At 66.8% G+C, this 16,483-nt stretch carries 13 protein-coding genes and 1 pseudogene; 13 read left to right on the top strand and 1 reads right to left on the bottom strand.

Translation table 11 applies throughout. The features are described from left to right. The 7 genes and pseudogenes from E1956_RS26440 to E1956_RS26410 all read left to right on the top strand — a co-directional run. Positions 1-1,128: an ABC transporter permease gene (locus E1956_RS26440; RefSeq protein WP_134754355.1), complete on the top strand. Its 1,128-nt coding sequence runs from the start codon at positions 1-3 to the stop codon at positions 1,126-1,128. A 296-nt stretch (positions 1,129-1,424) separates the two neighbouring features. After that, on the top strand, positions 1,425-4,226 hold the full coding sequence (locus E1956_RS26435; RefSeq protein WP_134754353.1) for a monovalent cation/H+ antiporter subunit A: 2,802 nt from the start codon (positions 1,425-1,427) through the stop codon (positions 4,224-4,226). After that, entirely contained in the window at positions 4,226-4,582 is a 357-nt protein-coding gene (locus E1956_RS26430) for a Na+/H+ antiporter subunit C (protein WP_134754351.1), read from the top strand. Before E1956_RS26435 ends, E1956_RS26430 begins: the two co-directional genes overlap by 1 nt. Continuing rightward, positions 4,579-6,360 (top strand): monovalent cation/H+ antiporter subunit D, encoded by a 1,782-nt coding sequence (locus E1956_RS26425; RefSeq protein WP_134754349.1) that lies wholly within the window; start codon positions 4,579-4,581, stop codon positions 6,358-6,360. Before E1956_RS26430 ends, E1956_RS26425 begins: the two co-directional genes overlap by 4 nt. Before the next feature lie 2 nt (positions 6,361-6,362). Next, on the top strand, positions 6,363-6,857 hold the full coding sequence (locus tag E1956_RS26420; RefSeq protein WP_134754347.1) for a Na+/H+ antiporter subunit E: 495 nt from the start codon (positions 6,363-6,365) through the stop codon (positions 6,855-6,857). Then, positions 6,851-7,126: a K+/H+ antiporter subunit F gene (locus E1956_RS26415; protein WP_134754345.1), complete on the top strand. Its 276-nt coding sequence runs from the start codon at positions 6,851-6,853 to the stop codon at positions 7,124-7,126. The genes E1956_RS26420 and E1956_RS26415 overlap by 7 nt, the downstream gene beginning before the upstream one ends. A gap of 14 nt (positions 7,127-7,140) precedes the next feature. Next, positions 7,141-7,461: pseudogene (locus E1956_RS26410) on the top strand (Na+/H+ antiporter subunit G); the annotation flags it as partial. 143 nt (positions 7,462-7,604) lie between these two features. On the opposite strand, the gene E1956_RS26405 reads toward E1956_RS26410, so the two are convergent. Continuing rightward, positions 7,605-8,540 (bottom strand): LysR family transcriptional regulator, encoded by a 936-nt coding sequence (locus tag E1956_RS26405; protein ID WP_134754341.1) that lies wholly within the window; start codon positions 8,538-8,540, stop codon positions 7,605-7,607. 187 nt (positions 8,541-8,727) lie between these two features. On the opposite strand from E1956_RS26405, the gene E1956_RS26400 reads away from it, so the two are divergent. From E1956_RS26400 to E1956_RS26375, 6 genes are all read left to right on the top strand, one after another. Continuing rightward, positions 8,728-10,860, top strand: a complete 2,133-nt coding sequence (locus tag E1956_RS26400) for an FAD-dependent oxidoreductase (protein WP_134754339.1) — start codon at positions 8,728-8,730, stop codon at positions 10,858-10,860. A 49-nt stretch (positions 10,861-10,909) separates the two neighbouring features. Beyond that, a complete protein-coding gene (locus tag E1956_RS26395; protein WP_134754337.1) occupies positions 10,910-12,118 on the top strand; it encodes an acyl-CoA dehydrogenase family protein in 1,209 nt (402 codons plus the stop codon). 11 nt (positions 12,119-12,129) lie between these two features. Beyond that, positions 12,130-13,266, top strand: coding sequence for an acyl-CoA dehydrogenase family protein (locus E1956_RS26390; protein WP_134754335.1), 1,137 nt, complete (start codon positions 12,130-12,132; stop codon positions 13,264-13,266). Positions 13,267-13,343: 77 nt separating this feature from the next. Continuing rightward, positions 13,344-14,558, top strand: coding sequence for a CaiB/BaiF CoA transferase family protein (locus E1956_RS26385; protein ID WP_134754912.1), 1,215 nt, complete (start codon positions 13,344-13,346; stop codon positions 14,556-14,558). 34 nt (positions 14,559-14,592) lie between these two features. Beyond that, positions 14,593-15,342, top strand: a complete 750-nt coding sequence (locus tag E1956_RS26380) for an electron transfer flavoprotein subunit beta/FixA family protein (protein WP_134754333.1) — start codon at positions 14,593-14,595, stop codon at positions 15,340-15,342. A gap of 15 nt (positions 15,343-15,357) precedes the next feature. Beyond that, entirely contained in the window at positions 15,358-16,293 is a 936-nt protein-coding gene (locus E1956_RS26375; protein ID WP_134754331.1) for an electron transfer flavoprotein subunit alpha/FixB family protein, read from the top strand. Positions 16,294-16,483: the final 190 nt, after the last annotated feature.

Raw genomic sequence — 16,483 nt, 5'->3', positions numbered from 1 at the left:
ATGCGCCGACACCTCGCCAACATCTACCGCCTCGGTGTGAAGGAGCTCTGGAGTCTCGCGCGCGACCCCATGCTGCTCCTTCTCATCGTGTTCTCGTTCACGGCGATGATCTACTCGTCCGCGACCTCGCGGCCCGAGTCGCTGCACATGGCGCCCGTCGCCGTGATCGACAACGATGTCTCGCCGCTCTCGCAGCGCATCATCCAGGCGTTCTTTCCGCCGCACTTTCTCGTGCCGAAGCCGGTCACGCCCGCGGAGGCCGACAGGGGCATGGACGCGGGCGACTACACCTTCGTGCTCAACATCCCGCCGAACCTGCAGCGCGACGTGCTCGCCAACCGGGCCGCCGAAGTGCAGCTGAACGTGGACGCCACGCGCATGAGCCAGGCGTTCACGGGCAGCAGCTACATCCAGCAGATGATCAACGACGAAGTGACCGAGTTCGCGAACCGCTATCGCGCGCCCACCGAGCTGCCCGTCGATCTCGCGGTGCGCATGCGCTTCAATCCGAACCTCACCCAGGCGTGGTTCGGCTCGCTCATGGAGATCATCAACAACGTCACGATGCTCTCGATCATCCTCACGGGCGCAGCGCTGATCCGCGAGCGCGAGCACGGCACCATCGAGCACCTGCTCGTGATGCCCGTGACGCCCACCGAGATCATGCTCGCGAAGGTCTGGTCGATGGGGCTCGTGGTGCTGGTGGCGGCGGCGCTCTCGCTCACCTTCGTCGTGCGCGGCGCGCTGCACGTGCCCGTGGAAGGGTCGGTGGCGCTCTTTCTCGCGGGCGCGGCGCTGCACCTGTTCGCCACGACCTCGATGGGCATCTTCATGGCCACGCTCGCGCGCAGCATGCCGCAGTTCGGCATGCTGCTGGTACTCGTGCTGTTGCCGCTGCAAATGCTCTCGGGCGGCAGCACGCCGCGCGAGAGCATGCCCCCGTTCGTGCAGGACATCATGCTCGCCGCGCCCACCACGCACTTCGTCGAGCTCGGCCAGGCCATTCTCTTTCGCGGCGCGGGGCTCGCGGTCGTGTGGCAGCCGTTCCTGTGGCTCGCCGTGATCGGCGGCGTGCTGTTCGCCTTCTCGCTCGCGCGCTTTCGCAAGACGCTGAGCCAGATGGCCTGACGCCGCGCACGATGCGGTGCGCAAGCTCGCGCACCGCTTTTCGGCAGCCCCCCCCCTGCGCGCCCCTATGCGCCAAAGCGCGCCCGTACACGCCCGCCTGGCGCAGGATGCCTGCACGTTCATGCCAGATACATGAACTCCGGCCCCGTTTCCAGCTATGATCGTGATCTGCGGGCCGCCAGGCGGTGCGCGACGCGGCGGCGCCCGACGCGACGGCGCCCGACGCGCCTGCACGCTCCGGCCGGCGGGAGCGCACCTTCACACAAGAACGCAGTGGGATTCCCGGAGAGCATCGAATGGCATTGGGGTGGCTCGTCGTACTTCCGTTCGTGGCCGCGGCGCTCGTTGCGCTCGCGGCCCGGCACGCCCGTGCGCTCTCCACATGGATCGCGTTCGGCACGGCGCTGTTCGGCCTCGGTCTCCTTTTAAGCGAACGCGTGGGCATGCCCACCTACGGCGTGCTGCAGTGGCGCCGCGAGTGGGTGCCCGAGATCGGCCTCGCGCTCTCGCTGCGCCTCGACGGACTCTCGTTCATGTTCGCGCTGCTCGTGCTCGCGATCGGCCTGCTCGTCTTCATCTACGCACGCTATTACCTGGCCGGCAGCGACACGCTCCCGCGCCTCTATCTGCTGCTCCTGCTCTTCATGGGCGCGATGCTCGGCGTCGTGCTCTCGAACAACCTGCTGCTGCTCGTGATCTTTTGGGAGCTCACGAGCCTCGTCTCGTTCCTGCTGATCGGCTTCTGGCCTTCTCGGCCCGATGCGCGACGCGGCGCGCGCATGGCGCTGACCATCACGGGCGCGGGCGGCCTCTCCCTGCTCGCGGCCGTGCTCCTGCTCGGCCACGTCTGCGGCAGCTTCGAGCTGAACGACGTGCTCGCGCAAACCGGCAAGATCCAGCACGACCCGCTCTTTCCGGCCATCTTGCTGCTGACGCTATTCGCGGCGTTCACCAAGTCGGCGCAGTTCCCGTTCCAGTTCTGGCTGCCGCACGCGATGTCGGCGCCCACGCCGGTCTCCGCGTACCTGCATTCGGCGACGATGGTGAAGGCCGGCATCTTCCTGCTCGCCCGCCTCTACCCGGTCTTCGAGGGCACCGACTGGTGGGCCTATTCGGCCACGCTCGCCGGCCTCGTCACGCTCGTGGGCGGCGCCTCGATGGCGTTGTTCCAGCGTGACATCAAGGGCCTGCTCGCCTACTCGACCATCAGCCACCTCGGCCTCATCGTGCTGCTGTTCGGCCTCGACACGCAGCTCTCCACCGTGGCCGCGCTCTTTCACACGGTCAACCACGCGGTGTTCAAGGCCTCGCTCTTCATGGCCGCGGGCATCATCGACCATGAAACCGGCACGCGCGACCTGGGCCGCCTGCGCGGGCTCGCGAAATACATGCCGCACACGGCCGTGCTCGCGGGCGTGGCCTCGCTCGCGATGGCGGGCGTGCCGCTCCTGAACGGCTTTCTCTCGAAGGAAATGTTCTTTGGCGAGACGCTAGCGCAAGGCATGTTCGGGCCGCTGAACTGGGCCGTGCCCGTGATCGCGATCGTGGCCGCCGCGCTGTCCGTCGCGTATTCGTTACGCTTCGTCTGGGGCGTGTTCTTCGATGGCTCCGCGCCGCGCGACCTGCCGCACTATCCGCCGCATGAGCCGCCGCGCTTCATGAAGCTGCCGGTCGAAATCCTCGTGGTGCTGTGTCTGCTGATCGGCCTGTTTCCGCAGTACACCATTGGCAGGCTGCTCGAATCGGCGGCATGGTTCACGCTCGGCGGCAAGCTGCCCGAGTACAGCCTGAGCCTGTGGCACGGCATCAACACGCCGCTCGTCATGAGCGTGGTGTCGTTTGCGGCGGGCGCGCTGCTGTTCTTCCTGCGCCGCGACGCCTTCCGCCATCACCGCTCGGTGCTCTCGGACATGAACGCGAGCGAAGGATTCGACCGCCTCGTGCAGCGGCTCGAAAAAGGCGCGGCCGTGGTGGTGCGCGTGTTCGAGACGCGCTCGCTGCCCGACTATCTCTCGTGGATGATCACGGCGATGATCGTCGTGCCGGGCACCGCGTTCGTCGCGCTCGGCGCCTGGGGCGGCGACTTCGTGCGCCTGCCCATCGACCCGCTCACGCTGTGCGGTCTCGTGCTGATGGCGCTTCTCGCCGCGGGCGTCGTGCTGGTGCGCGCACACACGCTCTATGCACTCGTGATGCTGAGCACCTGCGGCCTGCTGGTGACGCTCGCCTTTGCGCGCTTTTCCGCACCCGATCTCGCGCTCACACAGGTGTCCGTGGAACTGGTGACGGTGCTCCTCCTTGTGCTGGCCATCTACTTCCTGCCCGCCCTGCAGCCCGACATCGAGCCGATCCCCACACGCATGCGCAACGGCGCGCTCGCACTCGCGGGCGGCGCGCTGATCGGCAGCGTGGCGTACCAGGTCATGACGCGCCCGCCCGCCCAGGGCATCGCGCCGTACTTCCTCGCCAACGCCCTGCCCGGCAGCGGCGGCCACAACGTCGTGAACGTGATCCTCGTGGACTTCCGCGGCTTCGACACCATGGTCGAGGTCAGCGTGCTCGTGGTCGCCGGCCTCGCCGTGAAGGCGCTGCTGCGCGGCCTGCGCCTGAAGGCGCCCGATACCGGGCCGGGCGGCCTGCCGTGGTCGTCGCAATCGCATCCGCTGCTGCTCGCGATCCTCGCGCGCCTGATGCTGCCGCTCACCGCGCTCGTGGCCGTGTTCGTGTTCCTGCGCGGCCACAATCTGCCTGGCGGCGGCTTCATTGCCTCGCTCATTCTCTCGATCGCGCTGCTGCTGCAGTACGTGGCGAGCGGCGTGCTGTGGACCGAGTCGCGCATTCGCATCAACTACCGCACGCTCGCGGGGCTAGGCATACTCGTTGCGGCCGCAACGGGTCTGGGCAGTCTCGCGTTCGGCCATACGTTCCTCACGAGCGCGTTCGGACACCTGCATCTGCCGCTGATCGGTGAAATCGAGCTGAGCACGGCCATGCTGTTCGATCTGGGCGTGCTGGGCGCCGTGGTGGGCACGACGCTCACGATCGTTTCGCACCTGGGCGTGCGCGACAAGGACATGCAATCCGTGGAGAAAAGCTGATGGAAGCCGCCTTCGCCGCCGCAATCGGCGTGCTCTGCGCGTGCGGCATCTACCTGTTGCTGTGCGCGCGCGTGCTGCCCGTGATCCTCGGCATCACGCTGTTCTCGTATGCGATCAACCTGTTCCTGCTCGGCATGGGGCGGCTCGCCACGGGCAAGCCGCCCGTGATCGCGGGCGGCGCTCAATATGCCGATCCGGTGCCGCAGGCGCTCGTGCTCACGGCCATCGTGATCGGCTTTGCGATGACGGCCTTTACCGTGGTGCTCGCGCTGCGCTCGCTCGCGCTCACCGGCACCGATCACGTGGACGATCAAGTCGACGGCCCACCCAACGGCGGGGAGACGCGCGGCGCATGAATCACGCCCTTCTGCTCCCCATCCTGATCCCGCTCTTCGCGGCGGGCGCCATCGTCGCGCTGCCGTTGCGCGCCAAGCGCCTGCAGCGCGCACTCAATGCGCTCGCGACGCTCGCGCTGCTGCCCGTCGCGTGCATGCTGGCCGCGCGCGCGGCACAGGGCGGCATCGCGAGCTATGCGCTCGGCTCCTGGCCCGCGCCGTTCGGCATCGTGCTGCAGCTCGACCGGCTCTCCGCGCTCATGCTGCTCCTGACCGCCGTGCTCGCGTGCTGCTGCCTGCTGGGCACATCGAGCGCCGACGCGCGGCGCGGACGCTACTTCCGCGCGCTGGTCCAGTTCGAGCTGATGGGCCTGAACGGCGCCTTCCTCGCGGGCGACATGTTCAACCTGTTCGTGTTCTTCGAACTGCTGCTGATCGCCTCGTATGCGCTGCTCCTGCACGGCGGCGGCACGCGGCGTGTGCGCAACGGGCTGCACTACCTGATCATGAACCTGGTGGGCTCGTCGTTCTTCCTGATCGCGCTGGGCGTGCTGTACGGCATTACCGGTACGCTGAACATGGCCGACATGGGCGAGCGCCTCGCGCATCTGAACGCCGGCTCGCTGCCCCTCGCACAGTTCGCGGGCGCGACGCTCATGCTGGTGTTCGGCCTGAAGGCCGCCGTGTTTCCGATGTCGTTCTGGCTGCCGCAGGCATACCGCAGCGCCATCGGCCCGGTGGCCGCGCTGTTCGCGATCATGACCAAGGTCGGCATCTACTCGATGCTGCGCTGCGACGCGCTGGTGTTCGGAGGCGGCAGCCCCGGCGGCGTGCTCGACACCTTCATGCACGACTGGGCGTGGTGGCTCGCCATCGCGACCATTGCCTTCGGCGCGCTGGGCGCCCTCGCCGTGTCGAGCCTGAAGACCACCACCGGCTATCTCGTGCTCGTTTCGGTCGGACTCCTGATCGCTGCCGTCACGCAGCAAACGCCGCTCGCGTGGAGCGCGCTGCTCTACTACCTCATCAGCACGACGCTGTGCACGGGTGCGCTGTTCCTGCTCGCCGATACGCTGGAGCCCGAGCCCGCCGCTATTACCACCACGGCGCACGCCGCGACCCCGGCCAGTGGCGCCGAGCCCGCCTCGCTCGAAGCGCTCGACGACGCGGCAGCAGCAGCCATCTCGCCCGGACCGGACGGCGCAGCGGTCGCGACACTGGCCGTGGCAACGGCAACGGGGGTGCCGGCCACGCTCGCGCCCGTGACGGCTGCTATGGCTGCCACGGCTGATGACGACCCCGCGCCGCAAACGGCGCGCAAGGAACATGCCCCCTGGCCCTCGAACGTGGCCGCACTGCTCTATCTGGCCGCGGCAGTGGGCGCGGCGGGCCTGCCGCCGCTCTCCGGCTTTCTCGGCAAGGCCATGGTGCTCGCGGCCACGCCCACGCATCAGGCGGTCGTCCTGTGGCCTGCCGTGCTGATCTCGAGCCTGCTGCTGATCGTCGCGCTGAGCCGCACCGGCACCCGCCTGCTGTGGGCCGAGCCCGCCGCGCGCGCCGCCGCCTTCGCTCCCGCGCGCGCGCCGAGAGGCAGCGCGGCCAAGCTCGCGGCCTGCGCGCTGCTGCTCGGCTGCGTGACGGCGGCTACGCTCGGCGCGGGGCCGCTGCGGCAGTATCTCGACGCCACCGCCGCGCAGCTGTTCGACCGCGCCGCCTATGTGCACGCGATCCTGCCCGCGCAAGACGCGGCGCCGGCGGCAGCGCCTGCCGCGCCACCCAAGCAGACGAACGGGAGCTGACGATGTTCAAAAGGCTCTTTCCGAACCCGTGGCTCACCGTCGTGCTGCTCGTCTGCTGGGTGCTGCTTATGAACGACGTCTCGCCCGGCAACCTGCTGCTGGGCGCGGTGCTCGGCACCGCGATTTCGTTCTGCGTGGGCAAAGGCTTGTGGCTCCAGCCGGTGCGCTTCGGCCGGCCGTGGCTGCTCGTGCGCCTGTTCGCGCACGTGCTGATCGACATCGTCGTGGCCAACGTCGAGGTCGCGCTGCTCGTGCTCGGCCCCACGAAGCGCCTGCGGCCCGCGTTCATCGAAGTCCCGCTCGACAGCACGCACGAAATCGCGCTCACCGCGCTCATCAGCATCGTTTCGCTGAGCCCGGGCACGCTGTGCGCCGAGCTCAGCGACGACCGCACGCGCCTCATCGTCCACGTGCTCGATCTCGACGACGAAGCGGCGCTCGTCGCGCTCATCAAGTCCCGTTATGAAGCCCCGTTGATGGAGATCTTCGCATGCTAGCCATCGTGATCCCGGTCTCGTTCGCGATCCTCGGCATCGCGTTCCTGCTCACGCTGCTGCGCCTCGTGCGCGGCCCCTCGCTGCCCGACCGCATCGTCGCGCTCGACACGCTCAATGTGAACGCGATCGCGCTGATCGTCGTGTACGGCATCAGCCTGCGCTCGACCGTCTTCTTCGAAACCGCGCTGCTCATCGCGCTGATGGGGTTCGTGGGCACCGTTGCGCTCACGAAGTATCTGCAGCGCGGCGACATCATCGAACTCAACTGAACGGAGGCCCGCCGATGCAAACCGCCGTCGAAGCGATCGTGAGCCTGCTGCTGCTCGTCGGCAGCCTGTTCACGCTGATCGGCGCGATCGGGCTCGCGCGCCTGCCCGACTTCTTCATGCGCCTGCACGGCCCCACCAAGTCGACCACGCTCGGCGTGGGCGGGATCGTGCTGGCTTCCGTGATCTACTTCAGCGCGCACAATAATTTCGCGAGCCTGCATGAGCTGCTGATACCCGCGTTCCTCTTTCTCACCGCGCCTATCAGCGCGCATATGCTCGCGAAAGCCGGTATTCAGCAGCGCGTGCCGCTATCGGCTGGCACGCGTGGGCGCCCGCCCACGACGGGTGCCTGCGCGGAGCATGGGGATACGCGCGAGATGAGCAGCGACGATGAAGGTGTGAATGACGGCGCGGCACTGAACCGGCACAATCCGCAGCAAGACAGCGCACCCGCCGCGCGTGCGGACGGCAAGCCTGCTCAGGACGCCTGAACCGCTGCCTGCCCGGGTGCGGCGGCCCCGCGCCCGCTCTTGTGCGCTTCGGCCAATACATAGTCGATGAAGGTCGAAGCCGCGCGCGTGTGGTGGCGATTGGGCATGTACAACATGTACATATGCGTGCCGAAAATGCTCAGGCGCCACGGTTCCAGCGAAGTGACGACCTGGCCGTTACGAATATCGTCATGCACCACGTAGTCGGGCACGATTCCCACGCCGAGCCCCTCCAGAATCGACTGGCGCAGAAAAAGAAAGTTCTCCGAAATAATTGACGGCTCGAGCAGCACCTCGTGCCGCTCTTCGCCCAGATACCCCGCGAGACGCAGTTGCCGCCCCACCACGGTCGCGGTAATGACGGGCGCGCGCGCGAGATCCTCCAGCGTTTCCGGCATGCCATGCTCGGCGGCCCATTGCGCCGACGCGCACGCAATGTAGCGCACCGCCCCCATATCCCGCGCCACGAGATTCTGCGGCGGCTCATGCATCACGCGCACGGCAATGTCCACTTCATCGCGCAGCAGGTCTTCCACGCGGTTCTCGAACATCACGTCGAGCACGATGCCCGGATAGAGGCGCTTGAAGCGGATCAGCCATTCCGACATCACGAGCTGCCCATAGCCGCTCGGCACCGAAAGGCGCACGCGCCCCTGCAGGCTTTGCCCGAGCGTGGAGACGGACTCGCGCGCCGCGAGCAGCGCGTTCTGGATCGCGCGTCCGTGCTCGTAGAGCTTCAGGCCGATCTCGGTCGGCTCCACGCGGCGCGTGGTGCGCCGCACGAGTTGCAGCCCGATCGACTTTTCGAGGTGGTTGAGGTGGTAGCTCACGTTCGCGCGGCTCATCTTGAGGCGCCGCGCGGCCTCGCTCAGGTTGCCCGCGTCGAGGATCTCCACCAGCAGGGTCAGCGCATTGACGTCCATGGCCGGGCTCACTGTCAAATAATCTTTGACAGCATGTCAATGAACCATGGGATTGTCAATTAACGTTGGCATCCACACAATGAAACCCAGATTGGAGAACCGCCATCCGGCCTGCCGCCTGCCGCGCCCATCGGGCATCGGCGCAACGGCAAGCGCTGGTCAGCCCCCTATTCTGGAGACACCCCTCATGGCAATCGAAACGGCTGCTCCCGCCGCTTTTTCCCCCGTCACCCACGAACTGCGCGGCAAGGTGCTGCTCGTCACCGTCGACAATCCGCCCGTGAACGCCTTGGGCGTGGACGTGCGGCGCGGTCTCGCCGCCGCCATCGAGCATGCCGAAACGGACGCGACCGTGCAGGCCGTGCTGATCGTCGGCGCGGGGCGCAACTTCATCGCCGGCGCGGACATCCGCGAGTTCGGCAAGCCGCCGCAGCCGCCCGCGCTGCCTGACGTGCTCCATCGCATCGAGGCCAGCCACAAGCCCGTGATCGCGGCCATTCACGGCGCGGCGCTCGGCGGCGGCCTCGAGGTCGCGCTCGCCGCGCATTATCGGCTCGCGGTGGCGGGTGCGAAGCTCGGCCTGCCCGAGGTGCAACTGGGCCTCCTGCCCGGCGCGGGCGGCACGCAGCGCGCGCCGCGCCTGATCGGCGCCGAAGCGGCGCTCTCGCTGATGCTGAGCGGCCGCCACGTTGGCGCGCAAGAAGCGCTCAAGCTCGGTCTCGTCGACCGCGTGGGCGCCAGCGAAGACATCCTCGCCGAAGGCCTCGCCTACGCACAGGAGCTGCTCGCGAGCCATGCTCACGTGCGCCGCACGCGCGACGCGCAAGGGCTGGCCGACCGCGCCGCCTCGCAAGCCGCCATCGATGCCGCGCGCGCCGACACCGCGAAGAAATCGCGCGGCCTGTTCTCGCCGCTGAAGATCGTCGATTGCGTGCAGGCCGCGCTCGACGAATCGTTCGAGGAAGGCCTGCGCTTCGAGCGCAAGCAGTTCCTCGCCTGCCTCGAGAGCCCCCAGCGCGCGGGCCTCGTGCATGCGTTCTTCGCCGAGCGCGAAGTGCAGAAGGCCCCTGAAACGAAGAGCGCTACGCCGCGCGCGATCGAAACCGTCGGCGTGATCGGCGGCGGCACGATGGGCGCGGGCATTGCCGTGGCCGTGCTCGACGCGGGCCTCGCCGTGACGATGATCGAGCGCGACGACGCCGCGCTCGCACGCGGCCGCGCGCACGTGGAAAAAGTCTACGACGGCCTGATCGCCAAGGGCCGCATGAAGCCCGAAGCGAAGGCGCAGATCCTCGCGCGATTCAGCGGCAGCACCTCGTACGACGCGCTCGCGAACGTCGACCTCGTGATCGAGGCCGTATTCGAAGACATGGCCGTGAAGCAGGCCGTTTTCGCCGAACTCGACCGCGTCTGCAAGCCGGGCGCGGTGCTCGCGACCAACACCTCGTATCTCGACATCGACGCCATCGCGGCCAGCATCAAGCGCCCGCAAGATGTGGTGGGCCTGCACTTCTTCTCGCCCGCGAACATCATGAAGCTGCTCGAAGTCGTGGTGCCGAAGGCGGTGAGCGCCGACGTGGTGGCTACCGCGTTCGAACTTGCGAAGAAGCTGCGCAAGGTCGCCGTGCGCGCGGGCGTGTGCGATGGCTTTATCGGCAACCGCGTCCTCGCCGTCTACCGCACGGCCGCCGATCATCTGATGGAAGACGGCGCCTCGCCGTACCAGATCGACAAGGCCGTGCGCGAGTTCGGCTTCCCGATGGGCCCGTACCAGGTGTCCGATCTGGCGGGCGGCGACATCGGCTGGGCCACGCGCAAGCGCCGCGCGCCCACGCGCGACCCGAAGGCGCGCTATGTGCAGATTGCCGACCGCCTCTGCGAGCGCGGCTGGTTCGGCCAGAAGACGGGCCGTGGCTACTACCTCTACCCCGAGGGCGCGCGCACCGGCACGCCCGATCCGGAAGTGGAAGCGATCATCGCCGCCGAGCGCGAGCGCGCCGGCATCACGCCGCGCACGTTCACCGACGAAGAGATCATCCGCCGCTACATGGCCGCGATGATCAACGAAGGCGCGAACGTGGTGCACGAGAAGATCGCGCTGCGTCCGCTCGACGTGGACATGACGTTCATCTATGGCTACGGCTTCCCGCGTTATCGCGGCGGCCCGATGAAGTACGCCGATACCGTGGGCCTCGCGAACGTGCTCGCCGACATCCGCGAGTTCGCGAAGGAAGACCCGCTGTTCTGGCGCCCTTCGCCGCTGCTCGTCGAACTGGTCGAGCGCGGCGCCGACTTCGCGAGCCTGAATCAAACCGCCTGAATACGGAGCTGACCCCGCGCTCATGCCGGGGTAGCCAGGAGCAAGACACATGGATCTGAAATTCACCGCCGAAGAAGAAGCCTTCCGCAGCGAAGTGCTCGACTTCCTGCGCGAGCGCCTGCCGCAGCGCATCGCCGAAACCGTGCGCAACGGCCAGCACCTCATGCGCGAGGACATGGCCGCGTGGCACGCCATTCTCAACGAGCGCGGCTGGCTCGCGAATCACTGGCCGAAGGAATACGGCGGCCCGGGCTGGAACGCCGTGCAGAAGTTCATCTTCGAGAACGAATGCGCGATTGCGGGCGCGCCGCGCATCGTGCCGTTCGGCGTGAACATGCTCGGCCCCGTGCTGATCAAATACGGCAATGAAGCGCAAAAGCGCCATTGGCTGCCACGCATTCTCGACGGCTCCGACTGGTGGTGCCAGGGCTATTCGGAGCCGGGCGCGGGCTCCGACCTCGCCTCGGTGCGCACGAGCGCCGTGCGCAAGACGGATGCAAGCGGCGACTACTATGTCGTGAACGGCCAGAAGACGTGGACCACGCTCGGCCACTACGCGAACATGATCTTCTGCCTCGTGCGCACCGCCAGCGACGTACGCAAGCAGGAAGGCATCAGCTTCTTGCTGATCGACATGAACACCCCGGGCATCGAGGTGCGCCCGATCATCACGCTCGACGGCGAACATGAGGTAAACGAAGTGTTCTTCACCGACGTGCGCGTGCCGGTGGAGAACCTCGTCGGCGAGGAGAACAAGGGCTGGACCTACGCGAAATACCTGCTCACCTACGAGCGCACCAATATCGCGGGCGTGGGCTTTTCGGTGGCGGCGCTCGCGCGCCTGAAGCGCGCCGCGCAGCATGTCACGCGCAACGGCAAGCCGCTCGCGCAGGACCCGCAGTTCGCGGCGCGCGTCGCCAAGGTCGAGATCGATCTCGAGAACATGAAGACCACGAACCTGCGCGTGATCGCGGCCGTGGCGGGTGGCGGCGTGCCGGGCGCGGAAAGCTCGATGCTCAAGATTCGCGGCACCGAGATCCGCCAGGAGATTTCGTCGCTGCTGCGCCGCGCGATGGGGCCGTACGCGGCGCCCTTCGTCGAAGAGGCGCTGCACGAAGGCTACGAGGGCGAAGCCATCGGCCCCGATGAAGCCGCCAGCGCCGCCGCGCTCTACTTCAACAACCGCAAACTGTCGATCTTCGGCGGCTCCAATGAAATCCAGAAGAACATCATCTCCAAGATGATTCTCGGTCTTTAAGAGGTCTTGCCATGAACTTCCAGCACTCTGAAGACCGCCGCATGCTCGCGGACACGCTCAATCGCTTCATTACCGAGCAATATGGTTTCGATGCACGCGATAAAATCGCGCGCTCCAGTGAGGGTTTCAGCGCCGATATGTGGCAGCGCTTCGCCGAACTCGGCGTGATTGGCGCGCTGTTCGACGAGGCCGATGGCGGCTTCGGCGGCCAGGGCTTCGACGTGGCCGTCGTGTTCGAATCGCTCGGGCGCGGCCTCGTGGTCGAGCCGTTCCTCGATACGCTGATCGTGGGCCGCACGCTCGCGCATACGGGTAGCGAGGCGCAGCGCGCGTGCATCGCGTCGTTCATCGACGGCTCGCAAATCGCGGCGCTTGCGCATGACGAACCGGGCTCGCACTACGAAGCATCGCGCGTGAGCACGCGCGCCGAAAAGAACGGCGACGGCTGGGTGCTGCAAGGCGCGAAAGGCGTCGTGCAGCATGCGGAGCATGCCGACGTGCTGCTCGTTTCCGCACGCACTTCCGGCAATGAATTCGACGAAGCGGGCATTTCGCTCTTCCTCGTGCCCCGCGATGCGAAGGGCGTAAGCGTGCGCGGCTATCGCAAGATCGACGGCGGACGCGCGGCGGAAGTGAAGCTCGATAACGTGACGCTCGGCGCCGACGCGCTCGTGGGCACGCAGGGCACGGGCTTCGCGACGCTCGAACATGCGCGCGGCTACGGCCTGCTCGCGCTCGCTTCGGAAGCGGTAGGCGCGATGGACGTGGCGCGCGATCACACGCTCGAATACCTGCGCACGCGCAAGCAGTTCGGCGTGCCCATCGGCAGCTTCCAGGCCCTGCAGCACCGCATGGCCGACGTGCTGCTCGAAATCGAGCAGGCACGCTCGGCGGTGATCAACGCGGCGGCGGCCATCGACGCACCGCACGTCGCGCGCGAGCGCGCACTTTCGGCGGCGAAGTACACGGTCGGGCGCATCGGCGCGCGCGTGGCCGAGGAAACGATCCAGCTGCATGGCGGCATCGGCATGACGTGGGAGCTGCCGCTCGCGCATTACGCGAAGCGTCTCGTGATGATCGACCATCAGCTCGGCGACGAGGACCACCATCTCGCGCGCTACATCGCACTGGAAGGCGCTGCTGCATGAACGATGCGAAGTCGCGCCGCTGCATGGATCATGCGGCGGCACGACTTCCATTCACAACGAACCAGGAGTGCCTGCTGATGCAGAGCGACAACAAGAGCCTGCCGCTGGCGGGCGTACGCGTCCTCGATCTTTCGCGCGTGCTGGCCGGCCCGTGGAGCGCAATGGTGCTCGGCGACCTCGGCGCGGAAGTGATCAAGGTCGAGCATCCCGATCGCGGCGACGACACGCGCGACTGGGGCGTGCGCGTCGGCAAGACCGAGACCGCGTACTTCAACAGCGTGAACCGCAACAAGCGCTCGATCACGCTCGATCTGCAAACGCCGGAAGGCCAGCAGATCGCACGAGAGCTCGCGAAGACCAGCGACATCTTCATCCAGAATTTCAAGTTCGGCGGCGCGGCGAAGCTTGGCCTCGGCTATGAAGCGCTGAGCGCGGAGAATCCGCGTCTGATCTATTGCTCGATTACCGGTTACGACCGCACCGGGCCCGAAGCGAAGCGCCCCGGCTACGACCTCGTGGTGCAAGGCGAAGCGGGCCTGATGGCGCTGAACGGCGAAGCGGACCAGCCGCCGCTGAAATTCGGCGTGGCCGCCGTGGATCTGTTCACGGGCATGTATTCGGCGCAGGCGATGCTCGCCGCGCTCTACGAGCGCGAGCGCACCGGGCGCGGGCGCCACATCGAAATGGCGCTGTTCGACTGCGGGCTCATGATCACCGCTTACTACGGGCTCGAAGCGCTGCTGCTGGGCGAGGACCCGCCGCGCTACGGCAACGCGCATCCGTCCATCGTACCTTATGGCGTGTTCGATGCGGCCGATGGCCCGCTCGTCATCACCGTGGGTAACAACGCCCAGTTCGAGCGCTTTTGCCGCGAGGTGATCGAGCGCCACGACCTCGCCGACGACGCGCGCTACAAGACCAACATCCTGCGCGGACAAAACCGCGAGACGCTCGTGCCAGAGCTCGAGCGCGAGCTGGGCAGCCGCCCGCGCAAGCTGTTGCTCGAACGTCTTGCGCAAGCGGGCATTCCGTGCGGCGAAGTGGCGGGCCTGCGCGAAGCGCTGCTCTCGCCGCGCGCTACGCAAGGCGGACTCGTCACGCAGCAGCCGCATCCGCACACGGAAAGCGGCACGACGCCGGTGCTCGCGCCGCCGTGGCGCTTCGACGGCGAACGCATGCCCGTGCGCCGCGCGCCGCCGCAACTGGGTGAAGGCACGCGTGACGTGCTGGAATCGACGCTGGGCTATTCGGCGGAAAAGCTCGCCGAGCTCAAGAGCAAAGGCGTTATTTGATCGGTTTGAAATCAGTTGGATCAGGAGGAGTGCTGTGAAAATTCTTGTACCCGTCAAGCGCGTGGTGGATTACAACGTCAAGGTTCGCGTGAAGTCCGATGGCACGGGCGTGGATATCGCGAACGTCAAGTTCTCGATGAACCCGTTCGATGAGATCGCCGTTGAAGAAGCGGTGCGATTGAAGGAAGCGGGCGTGGCGACGGAAGTCATCGCCGTGTCTGCGGGCCCCGTGCAGGCGCAGGAAACGCTGCGCACGGCGCTGGCGATCGGCGCGGATCGCGCTGTGCTGATCGAATCGAATGACGATCTGCAACCGCTCGCCGTGGCGAAGCTTTTGAAGGCGCTCGTCGATAAAGAACAGCCTTCGTTGGTCATTCTCGGCAAGCAGGCCATCGACGACGATTCGAACCAGACTGGCCAGATGCTCGCCGCTTTGGCTGGTTTGCCCCAGGCGACTTTCGCTTCGAAGATCACCATCGCCGATGGCAAAGCCACGGTTGCGCGTGAAGTCGATGGCGGTGCGGAAACGCTTTCCCTGCAATTGCCCGCCGTGGTGACCACCGACCTTCGTTTGAACGAGCCGCGCTATGTCACGCTGCCGAACATCATGAAGGCGAAGAAGAAGCCGCTGGAGACGGTCAAGCCTTCGGATCTGGGCGTGGATGTCACGCCGCGCCTGAAGACCCTGAAGGTTGCGGAGCCGCCCAAGCGCAGCGCCGGTGTGAAAGTCGCCGACGTGAAGACGCTGGTCGAGAAGCTGAAGACCGAAGCCAAGGTGCTGTAAGGGAGCGAGACGAAAATGACGAATCTGGTAATTGCCGAACACGACAATGCAACCGTGAAAGCTGCGACGCTGAACACCGTGGCTGCCGCGCAGAAGATCGGCGGCGACGTGCATGTGCTGATCGCAGGCCACAACGCCCAGGCGGCTGCCGACGCAGCGGCGAAGATCACCGGCGTTTCGAAGGTGCTGCTGGCCGATGCGCCGCAGCTCGAGCAAGGCCTCGCGGAAAATGTCGAAGCGACGGTCCTTTCGATCGCAAAGAACTACACGCACATCCTCGCGCCGGCTACGGCTGCGGGCAAGAACGTTACCCCGCGTATCGCCGCGAAGCTGGACGTCGCGCAGATCTCGGACATCACGGCAGTGGATTCGCCGGACACGTTCGAGCGTCCGATCTATGCGGGCAACGCGATCGCCACCGTGCAATCGGCTGATCCGATCAAGGTCATCACGGTTCGCACGACCGGCTTCGACGCTGTGGCGGCCGAAGGCGGCAGCGCAGCGGTGGAGAAGATCGAAGCGGCGGCAGACAGCGGCCTCACGCAATTCGTCGGCCGTGAAGTCACGAAGCTCGACCGTCCGGAACTCACGAGCGCGAAGATCATCGTCTCGGGTGGCCGTGGCCTCGGTAGCGGCGAGAACTACACGAAGGTTCTGGAGCCGCTCGCCGACAAGCTCAACGCAGCGCTTGGCGCGTCGCGCGCTGCGGTGGATGCGGGCTACGTTCCCAACGACTACCAGGTCGGCCAGACCGGCAAGATCGTCGCGCCGCAGCTGTACATTGCGGTGGGCATCTCGGGCGCGATCCAGCATCTCGCGGGCATGAAGGACTCGAAGGTGATCGTGGCAATCAACAAGGACGAAGAAGCACCGATCTTCAGCGTGGCCGATTACGGCCTCGTGGGCGATCTTTTCACCATCGCACCGGAGTTCGCGAACGCACTTGCCTGACGAGGCGCGTGCCACAAGACGCGCATCGAGCGGGCGCCCATCGCGGGCCAGGCTCGATGCACGACAAGCAGTAACGACCAGTGGGCCAACGCCCCCTACCGCGCCGCCGGAGAGCGGCGCGGCCATCCAATACAAATAACAGCATAGCCAGCCAGCAAGCGCATCAGGCACCCCTTGAGGGCGGCCCGAC

It is taken from the genome of Paraburkholderia pallida (assembly GCF_004524855.1).
In the GTDB taxonomy this organism is placed as follows: Bacteria; Pseudomonadota; Gammaproteobacteria; order Burkholderiales; family Burkholderiaceae; genus Paraburkholderia; species Paraburkholderia oxyphila.
Note: the sequence above shows the minus strand (reverse complement) of the source record. Positions and strands in the feature narration are given on the sequence as shown.

What these genes read in the sequence shown, in the direction of transcription:
- E1956_RS26405 (WP_134754341.1), bottom strand. Translation starts at nt 8,540, where the DNA reads ATGGACGTCAATGCGCTGACCCTGCTGGTGGAGATCCTCGACGCGGGC.
- E1956_RS26385 (WP_134754912.1), top strand. Translation starts at nt 13,344, where the DNA reads ATGCAGAGCGACAACAAGAGCCTGCCGCTGGCGGGCGTACGCGTCCTC.
- E1956_RS26440 (WP_134754355.1), top strand. Translation starts at nt 1, where the DNA reads ATGCGCCGACACCTCGCCAACATCTACCGCCTCGGTGTGAAGGAGCTC.
- E1956_RS26395 (WP_134754337.1), top strand. Translation starts at nt 10,910, where the DNA reads ATGGATCTGAAATTCACCGCCGAAGAAGAAGCCTTCCGCAGCGAAGTG.
- E1956_RS26430 (WP_134754351.1), top strand. Translation starts at nt 4,226, where the DNA reads ATGGAAGCCGCCTTCGCCGCCGCAATCGGCGTGCTCTGCGCGTGCGGC.
- E1956_RS26375 (WP_134754331.1), top strand. Translation starts at nt 15,358, where the DNA reads ATGACGAATCTGGTAATTGCCGAACACGACAATGCAACCGTGAAAGCT.
- E1956_RS26425 (WP_134754349.1), top strand. Translation starts at nt 4,579, where the DNA reads ATGAATCACGCCCTTCTGCTCCCCATCCTGATCCCGCTCTTCGCGGCG.
- E1956_RS26415 (WP_134754345.1), top strand. Translation starts at nt 6,851, where the DNA reads ATGCTAGCCATCGTGATCCCGGTCTCGTTCGCGATCCTCGGCATCGCG.
- E1956_RS26435 (WP_134754353.1), top strand. Translation starts at nt 1,425, where the DNA reads ATGGCATTGGGGTGGCTCGTCGTACTTCCGTTCGTGGCCGCGGCGCTC.
- E1956_RS26420 (WP_134754347.1), top strand. Translation starts at nt 6,363, where the DNA reads ATGTTCAAAAGGCTCTTTCCGAACCCGTGGCTCACCGTCGTGCTGCTC.
- E1956_RS26390 (WP_134754335.1), top strand. Translation starts at nt 12,130, where the DNA reads ATGAACTTCCAGCACTCTGAAGACCGCCGCATGCTCGCGGACACGCTC.
- E1956_RS26400 (WP_134754339.1), top strand. Translation starts at nt 8,728, where the DNA reads ATGGCAATCGAAACGGCTGCTCCCGCCGCTTTTTCCCCCGTCACCCAC.